General features: G+C 60.2%; 14 protein-coding genes. 6 read left to right on the forward strand and 8 right to left on the reverse strand.

Features of this window, described 5'->3' with window-relative positions:
* Positions 1-8 precede the first annotated feature (8 nt).
* From rmf to rlmKL, 6 genes are all read right to left on the reverse strand, one after another.
* Positions 9-179, reverse strand: a complete 171-nt coding sequence (gene rmf, locus BHU62_RS00730; protein WP_004928150.1) for a ribosome modulation factor — start codon at positions 177-179, stop codon at positions 9-11.
* Between the two features lie 270 nt (positions 180-449).
* Positions 450-1,010: a membrane integrity-associated transporter subunit PqiC gene (gene pqiC, locus BHU62_RS00740; protein WP_073528684.1), complete on the reverse strand. Its 561-nt coding sequence runs from the start codon at positions 1,008-1,010 to the stop codon at positions 450-452.
* Complete coding sequence (gene pqiB, locus BHU62_RS00745) at positions 1,007-2,653, reverse strand: intermembrane transport protein PqiB (protein ID WP_073528685.1); 1,647 nt, start codon at positions 2,651-2,653, stop codon at positions 1,007-1,009. Before pqiB ends, pqiC begins: the two co-directional genes overlap by 4 nt.
* The gene (pqiA, locus tag BHU62_RS00750; RefSeq protein WP_073528686.1) at positions 2,640-3,956 is read right to left on the reverse strand and encodes a membrane integrity-associated transporter subunit PqiA; all 1,317 of its coding nucleotides are present in this window, start codon (positions 3,954-3,956) and stop codon (positions 2,640-2,642) included. The genes pqiB and pqiA overlap by 14 nt, the downstream gene beginning before the upstream one ends.
* A 73-nt stretch (positions 3,957-4,029) precedes the next feature.
* Entirely contained in the window at positions 4,030-5,934 is a 1,905-nt protein-coding gene (locus BHU62_RS00755) for an ABC transporter ATP-binding protein (RefSeq protein ID WP_073528687.1), read from the reverse strand.
* A gap of 5 nt (positions 5,935-5,939) precedes the next feature.
* On the reverse strand, positions 5,940-8,066 hold the full coding sequence (gene rlmKL / locus BHU62_RS00760) for a bifunctional 23S rRNA (guanine(2069)-N(7))-methyltransferase RlmK/23S rRNA (guanine(2445)-N(2))-methyltransferase RlmL (protein WP_088776020.1): 2,127 nt from the start codon (positions 8,064-8,066) through the stop codon (positions 5,940-5,942).
* Between the two features lie 103 nt (positions 8,067-8,169).
* Between rlmKL and BHU62_RS00765 the strand changes: the two genes are divergently transcribed.
* Entirely contained in the window at positions 8,170-9,273 is a 1,104-nt protein-coding gene (locus tag BHU62_RS00765; RefSeq protein ID WP_073528689.1) for a YcbX family protein, read from the forward strand.
* Between the two features lie 6 nt (positions 9,274-9,279).
* Here the strand turns inward: BHU62_RS00765 and BHU62_RS00770 are convergent, their stop codons facing one another.
* The gene (locus tag BHU62_RS00770; protein WP_073528690.1) at positions 9,280-9,828 is read right to left on the reverse strand and encodes a cell division protein ZapC; all 549 of its coding nucleotides are present in this window, start codon (positions 9,826-9,828) and stop codon (positions 9,280-9,282) included.
* A gap of 176 nt (positions 9,829-10,004) precedes the next feature.
* Positions 10,005-11,015, reverse strand: coding sequence for a quinone-dependent dihydroorotate dehydrogenase (gene pyrD / locus BHU62_RS00775; RefSeq protein ID WP_019454516.1), 1,011 nt, complete (start codon positions 11,013-11,015; stop codon positions 10,005-10,007).
* Positions 11,016-11,273: 258 nt separating this feature from the next.
* Here pyrD and ssuE point away from each other — a divergent pair, with 258 nt between their 5' ends.
* From ssuE to ssuB, 5 genes are read left to right on the forward strand one after another with little or no spacing between them, the layout of a single operon-like run.
* Positions 11,274-11,852, forward strand: a complete 579-nt coding sequence (gene ssuE / locus BHU62_RS00780; RefSeq protein WP_073528691.1) for an NADPH-dependent FMN reductase — start codon at positions 11,274-11,276, stop codon at positions 11,850-11,852.
* Positions 11,853-11,876: 24 nt separating this feature from the next.
* Positions 11,877-12,842 (forward strand): sulfonate ABC transporter substrate-binding protein, encoded by a 966-nt coding sequence (locus BHU62_RS00785; RefSeq protein WP_073528692.1) that lies wholly within the window; start codon positions 11,877-11,879, stop codon positions 12,840-12,842.
* A gap of 20 nt (positions 12,843-12,862) precedes the next feature.
* Entirely contained in the window at positions 12,863-14,011 is a 1,149-nt protein-coding gene (gene ssuD / locus BHU62_RS00790; protein WP_073528693.1) for an FMNH2-dependent alkanesulfonate monooxygenase, read from the forward strand.
* 11 nt (positions 14,012-14,022) lie between these two features.
* Positions 14,023-14,817, forward strand: a complete 795-nt coding sequence (gene ssuC, locus BHU62_RS00795) for an aliphatic sulfonate ABC transporter permease SsuC (protein ID WP_073528694.1) — start codon at positions 14,023-14,025, stop codon at positions 14,815-14,817.
* Entirely contained in the window at positions 14,814-15,587 is a 774-nt protein-coding gene (gene ssuB, locus BHU62_RS00800) for an aliphatic sulfonates ABC transporter ATP-binding protein (protein ID WP_073528695.1), read from the forward strand. The genes ssuC and ssuB overlap by 4 nt, the downstream gene beginning before the upstream one ends.
* The last annotated feature ends 34 nt before the right edge of the window (positions 15,588-15,621 follow it).

A 15,621-nucleotide genomic window follows, 5' to 3' on the forward strand; every position in this document is an offset into this window, starting at 1 on the left:
GGAGCCGCTTAAGCGGTCACAGCCCTGTCTTCCATGGCTTCTCGCCAACCTCCCAGCCATTGAGACCGGGCGTCCACTGATGATTGGTAGGGACAATGTTCCCTGGAACGCCCTAAAATACCTGCCTGATACCCTCTCGAATGCGCCCTTTCCAGACGATCGCGTTTCTGTCTCTTCATGCCTCGTTTCCCTCATTTTGGTCTGGTGGAAAGAAAACAATGGCTGCTTTTTGCGCAGCCACGAGTAATCAATAGCGCTAAAAGAAGAGAAGATCAATGCGCAAAATTCACGCCAATGTCATATTTGTGAGCTACGCCCGTGGAAATTGCTAAGTGGCTGATCTGCCGAGAAAGGATTTAACTGATTGAAACTCAATGAAAATCCCTGCCGGTGAGAAAAAGCGTTTTTTCACGCCGACAGGGATTAGACGATTTTAGACCAAATTATGACTAAACGCCGCCCATCTGTGCGGCGATAGCCTGAGCTTCCTGCTGCCAGCCTTGCGCCAACGTGCGCACCAGGGCGTCATAGCCATCTTCACCCTGCTTCAGCTCCAGGCTGAAAGGCCGCTTGATCAAGCGCCCCTGGCGGCTCAGCACCCACTCGCCGCGAATGATCGCCTTGCCATCGAAACGGCCGTGGAAACCGCTGATGGTGACGTTCAACACATCCTGATCGCTGCTCATCGGCTGCGAAGAGACCACCCAGCCCGGCAGCGCGCTGCTCAGGTTGGTGACCAGCGTTTGCTGCAGCTGCTGGTCGAGCGGGCTGGCCCACAGATTGTTCTGGGCGATCACATATTGCACATCGTTGGTTTGATACACCACGCCGCTCTGCGCCAGATAATCCGCCACGCTCACGTGCTCCAGCCACAGCTGGCGCGCGGGGGCGCCGCTGCTGCTGACTGCGGCCGGCGCACCCAACGCCGGCAACTGGTAGTAGGTCTTCTGTGGCGTACTGCTACAGGCGCTGAGCAACAGCGCCAGGGCTACCGGGATCCATTTCATCATTTAGTGGCCTTCTTCGGCTGAGGGTCATTGCTGCCGGCGGCTTCAAACACCAGCGCGTTGCTCTTCTCATTCAGGGTGCGCAGCACCGGTTGCAGCTCACGCAACACCTGGTCGAGGCGCTGCATATCGCCCACCATCTTGTTGTAAGCCGGCGAACCAGGCTGGAATCCTTTCATGCTGCGGTTCAGTTCCAGCAGCGTTTTCTGCAGGTCCTGCGGCAGCGCCTGCATCTCTTTGCTGGCGATGATGTCGTTCAGCGACTTCATGGTCTGCTGCGTCGACTTCATGGTTTTCTGGCTTTCCGCCAGCGTTTTGGTCGCTTCGTTGATCATCGGATTGAGCGGCATCGCATTGATCTTATCCAGCGTCTGCATCAGTTTCTGCTGGATCTGCGCCAGACCGCCGCTGGTGGTTGGCATCAACGGATAACCGAACAGCTCACGCGGCCCTTTCCACGGTTTCTCCTGCGGATAGAAGTCGAGATCGATGTACAGCGAACCGGTCAGCAGGTTAGCGGACTTCATCGACGCGCGCATGCCGCGAGACTCCGCGTCTTTCAGGTGCCCTTCGATATCGAAGTTGCCGCCCAGCTGTTTCTGGAAGCGATCCGGTTCGATGCGGATCAGCACCGGAATGCGGTAATCGCTGTCCAGACGCTGCGCCATGCCCTCTTTAGAGAACGGCACCTGTGCCACCGTACCCAGACGGATGCCGCGGAACTCGACCGGCGCCCCCGGCTGCAGGCCGCGCACCGAGTCGGAGAAGAACAACAGGTAGTCCTTATGCACGGTATACAGCGAATCTTGCGTGCTACGCTGGTTATCGAACAGCTGGTACTCCGCCTTCTCTTTCGCCTGTTCGCCGCGATCCCACCCTTCCGGCACGTCAAAACTGACGCCGCCGCTGAACAGGGTGGTCAGCGACCCCATCTCTACACGCATGCCCTGCGCCGACATATCGAACGCGACGCCGCTGTCCTTCCAGAAACGCACGTTGCTGGTGACCAGTTGGTCGTAAGGGGCGGAAATGAACAACTGATAGCGCATCGCGCGTTCTTTCGGATCGAAGTAGCTGGTCTCCACCGAACCGACACGATAGCCGCGGAACAATACCGGGTCACCGGCGTTGAGCTGGCCCGATTTCTCGCTGTCCAGCACGATGCGCAGCCCTTTGGCGTCCGGGGAGGCCAGCGGCGGCGCATCGAGCAGCTGATAATTATCCTTGCCGTCTTTGCCCTTGCTGCCCGGCTGCAGTTCGATATAGGCGCCGGACAGCAACGTGCCCAGCCCGGAGACGCCTTCACGGCCGATCTGCGGTTTCACCACCCAGAAGGCGGAGTCCTGACGCAATAACTTCTCCATGCCGGCGTTGAGGCGCGCCTGCACCATCACCTTGCTCAGGTCATCGCTCAACGTGACGGTTTCCACCACGCCGACGTCCACGCTGCGGCTTTTGATTTTGGTTTTACCCGCTTCCAGCCCCTCTGCCGTCGTGGTCACCAGCGTCACCACCGGCCCCTGATGGCTGAAGTGGTAAAACAGGATCCAGGCGCCGATCAGCGCGGTCACAATGGGAATGATCCACACCGGCGACCAGCGTTTGATCTTCTCAACGTCCGCGACGCTATGATTATTTTCCGTCACCTTGCGGCTCCTTGTTGATTGTTTCACTTGCGCGATCCCAGGTCAGCCGGGGATCAAATGTCATGGCGGCGAACATGGTAAGGATCACCACCAGCGCGAACAGCACGGCGCCCGTCGCGGGATAAATGCTCATCAACTGCCCCATTCGCACCAGCGCCGACAACACGGCGATCACAAACACGTCGATCATCGACCAACGGCCAACGAATTCGACCACTTCATAAATCAGATGCATGCGCTCGCTGTCGGCGCGCGGCTTCTTCCTGCCGTTGGCATCCCAACACAGCCAGCCGATCGCCAGCATCTTCAGCGACGGCACCATGATGCTGGCGATGAAAATTACCATCGCTACCGGATAAGAGCCGTCCCCCCACAGCAGGATCACCCCTGCCATGATGGTGGAGTTCATCTTATTGCCCAACGCCTCGGTCACCATGATCGGCATCAGGTTGGCCGGAATGTACAGCATGATAGACGTCACCAGCAGCGACAGCGTCCACTGCAGGCTGTGGCGGCGACGCACATAGCCGTTGGTGTGGCAGCGCGGGCAGCGCACCTGATTGGCCGGCAGGATCGCCGTGCAGCAGGCGCAGGAGCGCACGCCCTGCGGCATGCCGGTGCGCCCCACCGTCAGCGGCCGATCGAGGCGCGGCGCCGGTTCAATGTCCTGCCACAGCCAGCGCCGATCCACGCACTGGAAGGCGCGCACCTGCAGCAGGCAGAACAGGCAATAAGGCACGAAGCTGCTGCCGATGCCAATATCGCCGTAGGCCATCAGCTTGACAAAGCTGACCAGCACCCCGGCGAGGAAAATTTCCACCATGCACCAGGTCTTGAACTGAAACAGCACCCGGGCCATCCACTCTTTGAGCCCCAGCGGCAAGCGCACTTTGGCGCACAGCAGGATGATCGCCACCATGCAGAACGCCGGGATCAGCTGCACGAACACCATAAATAGCGTGGCCATGCTGGCATAGTCTTCCGCCACCATCACCTGGGGGATCTGAATCAGCCGGATTTCGTTGCCGAGGCCGGCGACGCGCATGTTGATAAACGGGAAAATGTTGGCCAGCACCAGCATGAACAACGCGCTGAGGGCGTAACCGATCGGCCGCTTGCGCGGTTCGTCCCAGCGGGCGCTGAGCGTGGTTTTGCAGCGCGGGCATACTGCTTTGCTGCCATAGGCCAGCGGCGGCAGCGCCACCAGCATGTCGCACTGGGGGCACAGCATCAGGTTATCCTGTTGCGCCGCCGCAGGTGCGGAATGACTATGCTGCTGATGATTGTCGTGGGAACACACCATATTCCTCCTCAATAACGTTGCTCACCGGCACATCGATACCGCCCGCAGCAGCGCGCGGGCGGTATCGCAACGGTCAGCCGTTTTTCATCGCTTCCAGCTCTTCCCAGCGGGCGAAGGCTTGCTCCAGCGCCTGCTCGGCATTAGCCAGCGCCGTCAGCACTTCCTGCGTTTCGCTGTGCGGCCGCGTGAAGAAGTCGGCGTCGTTCATCTGCGCCTGCAGCCCTTCAATCTCCGCCTCCAGCTGTTCGAGCCGCTGTGGCAACTGTTCCAGTTCGCGCAGCAGGTTGTAACTCAGCTTGGCCGCCGCTTTCTTCGGCTGCTCGGCCTTTTTCTCCGCCGCCGGCTTGCTCGCGCTCGGCGCCGCCTGACGAATCGGTTTCGCCGTGGCGCGCTGATGATGCGCATCGTAGTAACCGCCGACGAAGGCATTGATCACGCCGTTGCCTTCGAAGATCCAGCACTCGGTCACCGAGTTGTCGACGAACTGACGATCGTGGCTGACCAGCAGCACGGTGCCCTGATAGCCGTCGATCAGCTCTTCCAGCAGTTCCAGCGTTTCGACGTCGAGATCGTTGGTTGGTTCATCGAGGATCAACAGATTGCTCGGCTTCAGAAACAGCTTAGCCAACAGCAGACGGTTACGCTCACCGCCCGACAGTGCCTTCACCGGCGTCATCGCGCGCTTAGGATGGAACAGGAAGTCCTGCAGGTAGCCCAATACGTGGCGAGCGCGGCCGTTGACCATCACTTCCTGTTTGCCTTCCGCCAGGTTATCCATCACCGTGCGTTCCGGATCGAGATCGGCGCGGTGCTGGTCGAAATAGGCCACTTCCAGCTTGGTGCCGCAGTGCACGCGGCCGCTGTCGGCTTTCAGCTGACCGAGCATCAGTTTCAGCAGCGTGGTTTTGCCACAGCCGTTCGGCCCCACCAGCGCAATTTTGTCGCCGCGCTGCACCTGAGCGGAGAAGCCGCGCACCAGCACTTTCTCACCGACCTGATAATTGACGTCTTCCAGCTCGAACACGATTTTGCCGGAGCGGGTCGCCTCTTCCACCTGCATCTTGGCGGTGCCCATCACTTCACGGCGTTGGGAGCGCTCGACGCGCAGCGCCTTCAGCGCGCGCACGCGGCCTTCGTTGCGGGTGCGGCGCGCCTTGATGCCCTGACGGATCCAGACCTCTTCCTGTGCCAGCTTGCGGTCGAACTCGGCGTTTTGCAGTTCTTCCACCCGCAGCGCTTCTTCTTTACTCTGCAGATACAGATCGTAGTTGCCCGGCCAGGAAACCAGCTTGCCGCGATCCAGATCGACAATGCGCGTCGCCATGTTGCGGATGAACGAACGGTCGTGCGAGATGAATATGATGCTGCCGTCGAACTCTTTCAGGAAGCCTTCCAGCCAGTCGATGGTTTCGATATCCAGGTGGTTGGTCGGTTCGTCGAGCAGCAGCACGCGCGGCGAGCTTACCAGCGCGCGGCCCAGTGCCGCTTTACGTAGCCAGCCGCCGGACAGCGAGGAAAGCTCAGCGTCGCCGTTCAGCCCCAGCTGCAGCAGCACTTCGCTAATGCGGCTGTCGAGCTGCCACAGCCCCTGGTGATCGAGGATCTCCATGATTTGTGCCATGCGCGCCAGGTTTTTCTCGCTTGGGTCGCTTTCCACCAGATGAGAGATCGCGTGATATGCCTTCAGGTGTTCCGCCTGCTCCGCGACGCCTTCCGCCACGAAATCGAACACGCTGCCGCCGATATTGCGCGGCGGATCCTGTTGCAGGCGCGCCACGATCAGATCCTGTTCGTAGATCACCCGGCCGTCGTCCAGCGGGATCTCCTTGCCGAGGATCTTCAGCAGCGTGGACTTGCCGGCGCCGTTGCGCCCGACCAAACACACGCGCTCGTTGTCTTCGATATGAATTTCGGTGTTGTCTAAAAGCGGCGCATCGCTGAAAGAGAGCCAGGCGCCGGACATGCTGATTAACGACATAGTAATTATTTTCCTTCGCCGGCGTGAGTCACCAGCCAGCAGTTGTGGATCTGACGATTACGGGCAAAGTCCTGCGACAGCGTCTTGGCGGTGATCTCTTTCGCCTCCAGACCCAGCGCGCTTAGCCCCGCCATATCCATTTGGAAACCGCGCTTGTTGTTCGAGAACATGATGGTCCCGTTGCGGCGCAGCAACCGTTTCAAATCTTTCATCAGCGCCAGATGATCGCGCTGCACGTCAAAGGTGTTCTCCATCCGCTTGGAGTTGGAGAACGTCGGCGGATCGATGAAGATCACGTCGAACTGTTCGTTGGCGTTGCTCAGCCACGACAGGCAGTCGGCCTGGATCAGCCGATGCTGGCGGCCGGTCAGGCCGTTGGCGCGCAGGTTCTTCTCCGCCCATTCCAGATAGGTACGCGACATGTCCACCGTGGTGGTGCTGCGCGCGCCACCCAGACCGGCGTGCACGCTGGCGGTGCCGGTATAGGCGAACAGGTTGAGGAAGTCCTTGCCGTTGCTCATCTCGCCCAGCATGCGGCGCGCGATGCGGTGATCGAGGAACAGGCCGGTATCGAGATAGTCGGTCAGGTTGACCCACAGCTTGGCGTTATACTCTTCCACCAGCAGGAACTCGCCCTTCTGCGCCAGCTTCTCGTACTGGTTCTTGCCCTTCTGCCGCTCGCGGGTTTTCAGGATCAGCTGATTCGACGGCAGTTCCAGCACCGCCAGCGTCGCGTTGATCACATCGAACAGGCGCTGACGCGCTTTCTGCGCATCGACGGTTTTCGGCGGCGCGTACTCTTGCACCACCACCTTACTGCCGTAGCGATCCACAGCGACGTTGTATTCTGGCAGATCGGCATCGTACAGGCGGTAGCATTCAATGCCCTGCTGCTTCGCCCACTTGTCGAGCTTCTTCAAATTCTTGCGCAGACGGTTGGCGAAATCTTCTGCTACCTGTACGCCACCGGTGGTGGCGCCGGCCGGGTTCGCCGCCAGCTGATAGTTTTTCTGCACGCACTCCAGCGGGCCGTTCTTCGCCTTGAACTGGCGCTCGGCGCGCAGCTGCAGGCAGCTCAGCAGCTCCGGCGAGGCGCTGAACAGCGACAGCTGCCAGCCGCCGAAGGCGCTTTTCATCACGCGGCCCAGCATATTGTGCAGCGCGATCAGCGCCGGCTCGCTTTCCAGACGCTCACCGTACGGCGGGTTGCTGATCACGGTACCTTGTGGGCCTTCCGGCAGCGGATTAGTCAACCTTGCCACGTCACCGACATTGAAGGTGATCAGCTCAGCGACGCCGGCACGGCGGGCGTTGCCGCGCGCCATCTCAATCACCCGGCGGTCGATATCGGAACCAAAGAAGCGGGAGGCGGTTTCCTGCAGGCCGCGGCGTGCGCGCACCTGCGCTTCGGTAGTGACTTCACGCCACAGTTCGGCGTTGTGGCCGTTCCAGGCGCTGAAACCCCAGTGTTGACGGTGCAGTCCCGGCGCGCGATCGGCGGCGATCATTGCCGCTTCGATCAGCAGCGTACCGGAGCCGCACATCGGATCGAGCATCGGCGTGCCCGGCTGCCAGCCGGAACGCAGCACAATGGCGGCCGCCAGGTTTTCCTTCAGCGGCGCCTGGCCGGTGAGATCGCGGTAGCCGCGCTGATGCAGACCTTCGCCGCTCAGATCGAGCGCCACGCTAGCCATATCGCGTTGCAGGAACACGTTGACGCGAATATCCGGCTGCTGTTTGGCGACCGTCGGGCGTTGGTCGAGTTTGCGGGTAAAACTGTCGACGATGGCGTCTTTCACCTTCAGCGCGCCATATTGGCTGTTGCGGATCTCTTCATTCACGCCGCTGAAGTGCACGGCAAAGGTTTTATCCACGCCAAAAATGCTCGGCCAGTCGATCGCCTGTACCCCGAGGTACAGATCCAGGTCGCTGTGTACGCGAAATTCGTTCAGCGGCAACAAAATGCGCGAAGCCAGGCGGCTCCACAGCAGGCTTTGGTACAGAAGACGATCGTCACCCTGAAAATGTACCCCACCCTGCACCACTTTGCAGTCGTGAGCGCCAAGCGCTTCCAGCTCGCTTTTTAACAGTTCTTCCAATCCACGCGCCGTGCTGGCAAACAGAGAGTTCATATCGTGCTTATCACCAAAAAGAAAATTGTTGCGCATTATAGCTAATCCGCACCGCTTGTCATAAAGTTGCTCCCTTCTATTTAATCATCGCACGGAGATAAGGGTGATCACGCTTTCCAGACTCTACGTCCATCCGGTTAAATCACTGCGCGGTCTGCAGCTTTCTTACGCCCAGGTCGGCAGTAGCGGCCTGGCCTTCGACCGCAACTTTATGATCACCGAGCCGGATGGCACCTTTATTACCGCGCGCCAATACCCGCAGATGGTGCTGTTCACGCCGGCGCTGCTGCCGGACGGGCTATTCCTGACCGCGCCGGACGGCGAAAGCGCCGCCATTCGCTTCAGCGACTTCGCCGCCGCGCCGCAGCCGACCGAGGTGTGGGGCAATCATTTCACCGCGCTGATCGCGCCAGATGAGATCAACCGCTGGCTGAGCGGCTATTTCCAGCGCGATGTGCAGCTGCGTTGGCTGGGGCCGGAGTCGACCCGCCGGGTGAAGAAGCATCCTGAAATCCCGCTGACGTTTGCCGACGGGTATCCTTATCTGCTGATTAACCAGGCTTCGTTCAACGATCTGCAACAGCGTTGCCCCGGCAGCATCAAGCTGGAGCAGTTCCGCCCCAATCTGGTGGTGAGCGGTGCAACCGCCTGGGCCGAAGACGGCTGGCAGGTGATCCGCGTCGGCGATGTGATGTTCGAGCTGGTGAAACCCTGCAGCCGCTGCGTGCTCACCACCGTCAGCACCGAGCGCGGCCGCAAGCACCCGAGCGGCGAACCGTTGAGCACGCTGCAAAAATTCCGCTCCGCCGACAACGGCGACATCGATTTCGGCCAGAACATGATCGCACGCAACAGTGGCATCATTCGCGTTGGCGATACGGTAGAGGTGTTGTCGACCAAGCCGCCGCGCCCCTATGGCGCCGGCAACGTGGTGGAAAGCGTGCAGGCGCCGCAAGACAGCGAGCACAGCGTGACCATCGAATATGAAGGAAAGGTGTTTACCGGCAACAACCAGCAGATCTTGCTCGAGCAGTTGGAACAACAAGGCATCCGCGTGCCTTACTCCTGCCGCGCCGGGATTTGCGGCAGCTGCCGCATTACCTTGCTGAGCGGTGAAGTCGCGCCCCTGAAGAAAAGCGCGCTGGGCGACAACGGCACCATCCTGTGCTGCAGCTGCATCCCGAAAAGCGATTTGACGTTGGCGTAATGCGCTTTATACCGCTCTGTCGTATGCCGGAGCGGTGCTTTCATCCTGCGTGCAGGGTTTGAGCCGATCGTGCATCACCTTGATGGCGTCGCCCAATACCATGGTGCGGCCGGCGACCGTCAGCTGATTTTGCGCCAGCAGGCACAGGCTGGCGTTATCCCCCGCCTCTACCACCAGCAAGCGCGCTTCCGCGCCGCTTTCCATCACTTTTACCGCCGCCAGTTCGCCGTTTTTCGGCTGCAACGGATAGTGCTGCTGCGAGAAATGCCAGCTCTTCGGCATCAACGGTTTCAGGAAACGGTAGGCAACCAATGCGTTCAACACCAGCTCAGCGCGCTGCTCATGGCTGAGTTTGACCTGCTTGCACTGTTCTTCGTAGGTGAAATAAAGGGCGGCATCGTCCACACAAAAAGCGCATTCATCGAAAGCGTCCGGCGTTAACATTTTGGCCGGGAAACGTGAACGAAAGATCATACCATTAGCTAAATCCAGCATTAGCCGATCATGCTCGGCATCAAAATACCAACGCCAATTATCGTCAGGTTTTATCTTCATTTCGTATCCTTCTCGCTGCCTATGCCAACGCCGCACTCACCCTAAAAGGCGATTTTATCACCGATAAAGTTGCTTAAACATCGGATAATTCCGCGAACGATATTTATGCTACCGAACAAAATATAGACGAGCCGGGGGCAGAAATAAACCCCCGGTATAAAATGAGAGAAAAAATATTAGATATGGGTAACGATATCTTTAATCAAACGCGGGCCGTGATAGATAAATCCGGAATAAATTTGCAGCAGGCTCGCGCCGGCCTCCATTTTTTCGCGTGCCGCCGTCAGCGAATCGATGCCGCCCACGCCGATAATCGGCAGGCGCCCTTGCAGTTCGGTGGAGAGACGACGGATCACTTCGGTGCTGCGTGATTGCAACGGACGCCCGCTTAACCCGCCCGCTTGTTCGCAGTAATTCAGCCCCTGGATCAATTTTCGATCCAACGTGGTATTGGTGGCGATCACACCATCGATATTATGCCGCACCAGGCTATCGGCAATTTGGATCAATTCTTCTTCTGAAAGATCCGGCGCGATCTTTACCGCCACCGGCACATATTTGTGATGGCGCGCATGCAATTCCTGCTGCTTATTTTTTATCGCAGCCAAAAGATCGTCCAGCGCTTCGCCATACTGTAAGGATCGTAACCCCGGCGTATTCGGTGAAGAGATGTTAATCGCGATATAACCGGCATACGGATAAACTTTATCCATGCAGATCAAATAATCGTCTTTACCCTGTTCGACCGGGGTGTCTTTATTCTTGCCGATATTGATCCCAAGAATGCCGCCAAAATGGGATTTCTTAACGTTTTCAACCAGATTGTCCACGCCGTGGTTATTGAACCCCATGCGATTGATCAGGCCTTCCGCCTCGACCACGCGGAACAAACGCGGCTTGTCGTTGCCCGGCTGCGGGCGCGGCGTCACGGTGCCCACTTCCACATGGCCGAAGCCCATCGCGCCGAACGCATCGATGCACTCGCCGTTTTTATCCAGACCGGCGGCCAATCCCAGCGGGTTTTTAAACGACAGCCCCATGCAGCTGACCGGTTTGGTCGGCACGGACTGACGGACAAGAAACGCTAATGGGGTGCCGGTGATACGGCTGAGTTGACGAAAGGTCACTTCATGCGCGCGCTCCGGATCGAGCTGGAACAACGCTTTCCTGATGAGGGGGTAGTACATGGACTCTCCTGATTTCCCGGTTGCAAACCGGGGGCGTATTATCCGGTATCCCCCGCCCAATTGGAATTGATTAAAGGCAAAAAAAGCCGTTTTTACGCAACCGTTTTCTTTCTTCGCCGCCAAATCGGCGCCAATCCGCTTTTGCGCATATCCAAATCAAAAAATGAGATTTAAAAAACGCGCCCGGTTGCTGGTAGGTTTAAAACACTTCTCGTTAATTTCCTAATTAAACCTAACTTTTAGTTATAAGGAGTGGCAATGCGCGTTATATCACTGGCCGGTAGCCCACGCATCCCATCACGTTCCGCCGCGCTGCTCTCGCTGAGTCAGAGCTGGCTGCGGCAGCAAGGGGTGGACGTGACGGCTTATACCCTGCACGACTTCGATGCCGAAGATCTGCTGTACGCCAACTTCAACAGCCCGGCGATCAAGGCGTTTGCCGAGCAGCTGGCGCAGGCCGACGGCCTGCTGATTTCCACGCCGGTTTATAAAGCGTCGTTCTCCGGCGCGCTGAAAACCTTGCTGGATCTGCTGCCGGAACGCGCTCTGGATCATAAGGTGGTGCTGCCGCTGGCGACCGGCGGTTCGATCGGCCACATGCTGGCGGTGGACTATGCGCTGAAACCGGTGCTGGCGGCGCTGAAAGCGCAGGAAGTGCTGCACGGCGTATTCGCCGACGACAGCCAGATCCAGCTGGCCGGCGAAGGCGCCACGCTCACCGACGCCGTAGCCGCCCGGCTGGAAGAGGCGCTCACCAGTTTCTACCTGGCGCTTGGCCGCCGCAAACCGCCTGCGCTGCGCGTCGCCTCGCCGCTGGCGGCGCGTCAGACCGCCTGAAACGCCGGGTAAAGGAGAGCCTGAATGAAAGAACGCATCACTTTGCGGCGCTGGCTGAGCGCCGCCGCCCTCACCGGCCTGCTGTCGCTGGTTTGGGCCAACGCCGCCGTTGCGCAGGATCCGGCGCAGTTCCGCATCGGTTACCAAAAAGGCTCCGTCAGCCTGGTACTGGCGAAGAGCCACCGGCTGCTGGAGGAACGTTTCCCCGCCACCCGCATCAGCTGGATCGAGTTTCCCGCCGGCCCGCAGATGCTGGAAGCCTTGAACGTCGGCAGCATCGATCTGGGCAGCACCGGCGATATTCCGCCGATCTTCGCGCAGGCCGCCGGCGCGGATCTGTTGTATGTCGGCGTTGAGCCGCCTAAGCCCAAAGCGGAAGTGATCCTGGTGCCGGAAAACAGCCCGATCAAAACCGTCGCCGATCTGAAAGGCCATAAGGTCGCCTTCCAGAAAGGATCCAGCTCGCACAACCTGCTGCTGCGATCGCTGCAAAAAGCCGGCCTGAAGTTCACCGATATCCAGCCCGCCTATCTGACGCCCGCCGATGCACGCGCCGCCTTCCAACAAGGCAACGTCGATGCCTGGGCTATCTGGGATCCTTATTATTCCGCCGCACTGCTGCAGGGCGGCGTGCGGGTGCTTGGCGACGGCACCGATCTGAACCAGACCGGTTCCTTCTATCTGGCGGCGCGCCCCTATGCCGAAGCCAACGGCAGCTTTATCAGCCAGGTATTGACGGTGCTGACCCAGGCCGATGCGCTCACCCGCAGCGACCGGGCGCAAAGCGTGACCCTGCTGGCCAACGCCATGGGGCTGCCCGAACCAGTGATCGCCAGCTATCTGGATCACCGCCCGCCGACCGCCATCACACCGCTCGATGCGCATACGATCGCCGCGCAGCAGCAAACCGCCGACCTGTTTTACGCCAACCGGCTGGTGCCGGTGAAGGTCGACATCTCGCAACGCATCTGGCGCCCAAGCGCACAATAAACAATGGGAGAACATTGACGATGAGCCTGAACGTTTTCTGGTTTTTACCCACCCACGGCGACGGCCACTATCTTGGCAGTGCACAGGGGGCGCGCAGCGTCGATCACGGTTATTTGCAGCAGATCGCTCAGGCGGCGGATCGGCTGGGATTCGGCGGGGTGTTGATCCCCACCGGCCGCTCGTGCGAAGACTCCTGGCTGGTGGCCGCCTCGCTGATCCCAGTCACCCAGCGGCTGAAATTTTTGGTCGCGCTGCGGCCGGGCATCATTTCCCCCACGCTGGCGGCGCGCCAGGCGGCGACGCTGGATCGCCTTTCCAACGGACGCGCGCTGTTCAATCTGGTCACCGGCGGCGATCCGGAAGAGTTGGCGGCCGAGGGGCTGCACCTTAGCCATGAAGAGCGCTACGAAGCCTCAACCGAGTTTACCCATATCTGGCGCCGGGTGCTGGAAGGTGAAACCGTCGATTTCGACGGCAAGCATATTCAGGTGAAAGGCGCCAAACTGCTGTTCCCGCCGGTGCAGCAGCCGCGCCCGCCGCTCTATTTCGGCGGATCCTCCGCCGCCGCGCAGGATCTGGCCGCCGAACAGGTAGAACTGTACCTCACCTGGGGAGAGCCGCCGGCGCAGGTTAAAGAGAAGATCGAAGAAGTGCGCGCCAAAGCGGCGGCGAAAGGCCGCCAGGTACGCTTCGGTATCCGCCTGCATGTCATCGTGCGGGAAACCAGCGAAGAGGCCTGGCGCGCCGCCAACCGGCTGATCGCGCACCTCGATGAGGAAACCATCGCCAACGCGCAGCAGGCCTTTGCGCGCTTCGATTCCGTCGGCCAACGGCGCATGGCGGCGCTGCACGGCGGCAAAAAGGATAAGCTGGAGATCAGCCCGAACCTGTGGGCCGGCATCGGCCTGGTGCGCGGCGGCGCCGGTACCGCGCTGGTGGGTGATGGCCCGACGATCGCGGCGCGTATGCAGGAATATGCCGACCTGGGCATCGACACCTTTATTCTCTCCGGCTATCCGCATCTGGAAGAGGCCTACCGCGTCGGCGAACTGCTGTTCCCGCACCTCGATCTGGCGCAGGAGGAAACGCCCACGCGCCTTCAGCCGGTGCGCCCGCAGGGAGAAGTGGTGGCCAACATTTATGTTCCACAAAAAGTGTCGCAGAGTTGAGGAGCGCCCCGATGGCAAAGAACGCGCAACGCATCCTGTATCAGCTAGCCCCTTGGGCGCTGCCGCTGGCGCTGGTGATCGTCTGGCAGATCGCCGTCGAAACCGGCTGGCTGTCCAACCGCATTCTGCCGGCGCCGAGCGCGGTGCTGGCCGCCTTCTGGAGCCTGAGCCAAAGCGGCGAACTGTGGCAGCACCTGAGCATCAGCAGCCAGCGCGCGCTGATCGGCTTTGGCATCGGCGGCAGCATCGGTCTGATCCTCGGCTTTATCACCGGGCTGTCGCGCTGGGGCGAGCGCCTGCTGGACAGCTCGGTGCAAATGATCCGCAACGTGCCGCACCTGGCGCTGATCCCGCTGGTGATCCTGTGGTTCGGCATCGATGAATCCGCCAAGATCTTTCTGGTGGCGCTCGGCACATTGTTCCCGATTTATCTCAACACCTATCACGGCATCAAAAACATCGATCGCGGCCTGCTAGAGATGGCCCGCAGTTACGGTCTGAGCGGTTTCCGCCTGTTTACGCAGGTGGTGCTGCCGGGCGCGCTGCCGTCGATTATGGTCGGCGTGCGCTTCGCCCTCGGATTCATGTGGCTGACGCTGATCGTCGCCGAAACGATCTCGGCCAATTCAGGCATCGGCTATCTGGCGATGAATGCGCGCGAATTCCTGCAAACCGACGTGGTGGTGGTGGCGATCGTGCTGTACGCCCTGCTCGGCAAGCTGGCGGACGTTGGTGCGCAGCTGCTGGAACGCGTCTGGTTGCGCTGGCATCCGGCCTATCAACTGAAACAGGGAGAAGCGCTATGACCCTTCCCGCTCGCCTTGCGCAAGGCACGCCGGTGACGCTGGAGTCCATTAGCAAACGTTACGGCAGCCGCACGGTGCTGGACAATATTCAGCTGCGTATTTCCGCCGGGCAGTTCGTGGCGGTGGTGGGCCGCAGCGGTTGCGGCAAGAGCACCCTGCTGCGTCTGTTGGCCGGCCTGGAACAGGCCAGCAACGGCGCGCTGCTCAGTGGCAACGCGCCACTTGCCGCCGCTAAAGAAGATACCCGGTTGATGTTTCAGGATGCGCGCCTGCTGCCGTGGAAAACGGTGATCGACAACGTGGGCCTGGGGCTGCGCGGCCAGTGGCGCGACGCGGCGTTGCAGGCGCTGGCTGCGGTCGGCTTGGCGGATCGCGCCCACGACTGGCCCGCAGCGCTGTCCGGTGGGCAAAAGCAGCGGGTCGCTCTGGCGCGCGCGTTGATCCACCGCCCTCGCCTATTGCTGCTGGACGAACCGCTCGGGGCACTGGATGCCCTGACGCGTATTGAAATGCAGGGGCTGATAGAAACGCTGTGGCAACAGCATGGTTTTACCGTACTGTTGGTCACGCACGACGTCAGCGAAGCCATCGCGCTGGCGGATCGGGTGATCCTGATCGAAGAGGGGCACATCGTGCTGGATCTCACCCTCGATCTGCCACGCCCACGCCGCAAAGGCTCAGCCAGGCTGGCGGAGCTGGAGGCAGAAGTGCTGGAACGGGTGTTATCGCCGCCGGTCACAGCGGCCAGCCCACGCCAGGCGGTGAATTGAACGATTAAAAAAGGGACGGCGCAGGCCGTCCCTT

This window comes from Serratia marcescens (assembly GCF_001902635.1).
GTDB classification, from domain to species: Bacteria; Pseudomonadota; Gammaproteobacteria; order Enterobacterales; family Enterobacteriaceae; genus Serratia; species Serratia marcescens_F.

Excerpts from the sequence above, each read along its gene's own strand:
- rmf (WP_004928150.1), bottom strand. The coding sequence starts at position 179 with ATGAAGAGACAGAAACGCGATCGTCTGGAAAGGGCGCATTCGAGAGGG.
- pqiC (WP_073528684.1), bottom strand. The coding sequence starts at position 1,010 with ATGATGAAATGGATCCCGGTAGCCCTGGCGCTGTTGCTCAGCGCCTGT.
- pqiA (WP_073528686.1), bottom strand. The coding sequence starts at position 3,956 with ATGGTGTGTTCCCACGACAATCATCAGCAGCATAGTCATTCCGCACCT.
- BHU62_RS00755 (WP_073528687.1), bottom strand. The coding sequence starts at position 5,934 with ATGTCGTTAATCAGCATGTCCGGCGCCTGGCTCTCTTTCAGCGATGCG.
- rlmKL (WP_088776020.1), bottom strand. The coding sequence starts at position 8,066 with ATGAACTCTCTGTTTGCCAGCACGGCGCGTGGATTGGAAGAACTGTTA.
- BHU62_RS00770 (WP_073528690.1), bottom strand. The coding sequence starts at position 9,828 with ATGAAGATAAAACCTGACGATAATTGGCGTTGGTATTTTGATGCCGAG.
- pyrD (WP_019454516.1), bottom strand. The coding sequence starts at position 11,015 with ATGTACTACCCCCTCATCAGGAAAGCGTTGTTCCAGCTCGATCCGGAG.
- ssuE (WP_073528691.1), top strand. The coding sequence starts at position 11,274 with ATGCGCGTTATATCACTGGCCGGTAGCCCACGCATCCCATCACGTTCC.
- BHU62_RS00785 (WP_073528692.1), top strand. The coding sequence starts at position 11,877 with ATGAAAGAACGCATCACTTTGCGGCGCTGGCTGAGCGCCGCCGCCCTC.
- ssuD (WP_073528693.1), top strand. The coding sequence starts at position 12,863 with ATGAGCCTGAACGTTTTCTGGTTTTTACCCACCCACGGCGACGGCCAC.
- ssuC (WP_073528694.1), top strand. The coding sequence starts at position 14,023 with ATGGCAAAGAACGCGCAACGCATCCTGTATCAGCTAGCCCCTTGGGCG.
- ssuB (WP_073528695.1), top strand. The coding sequence starts at position 14,814 with ATGACCCTTCCCGCTCGCCTTGCGCAAGGCACGCCGGTGACGCTGGAG.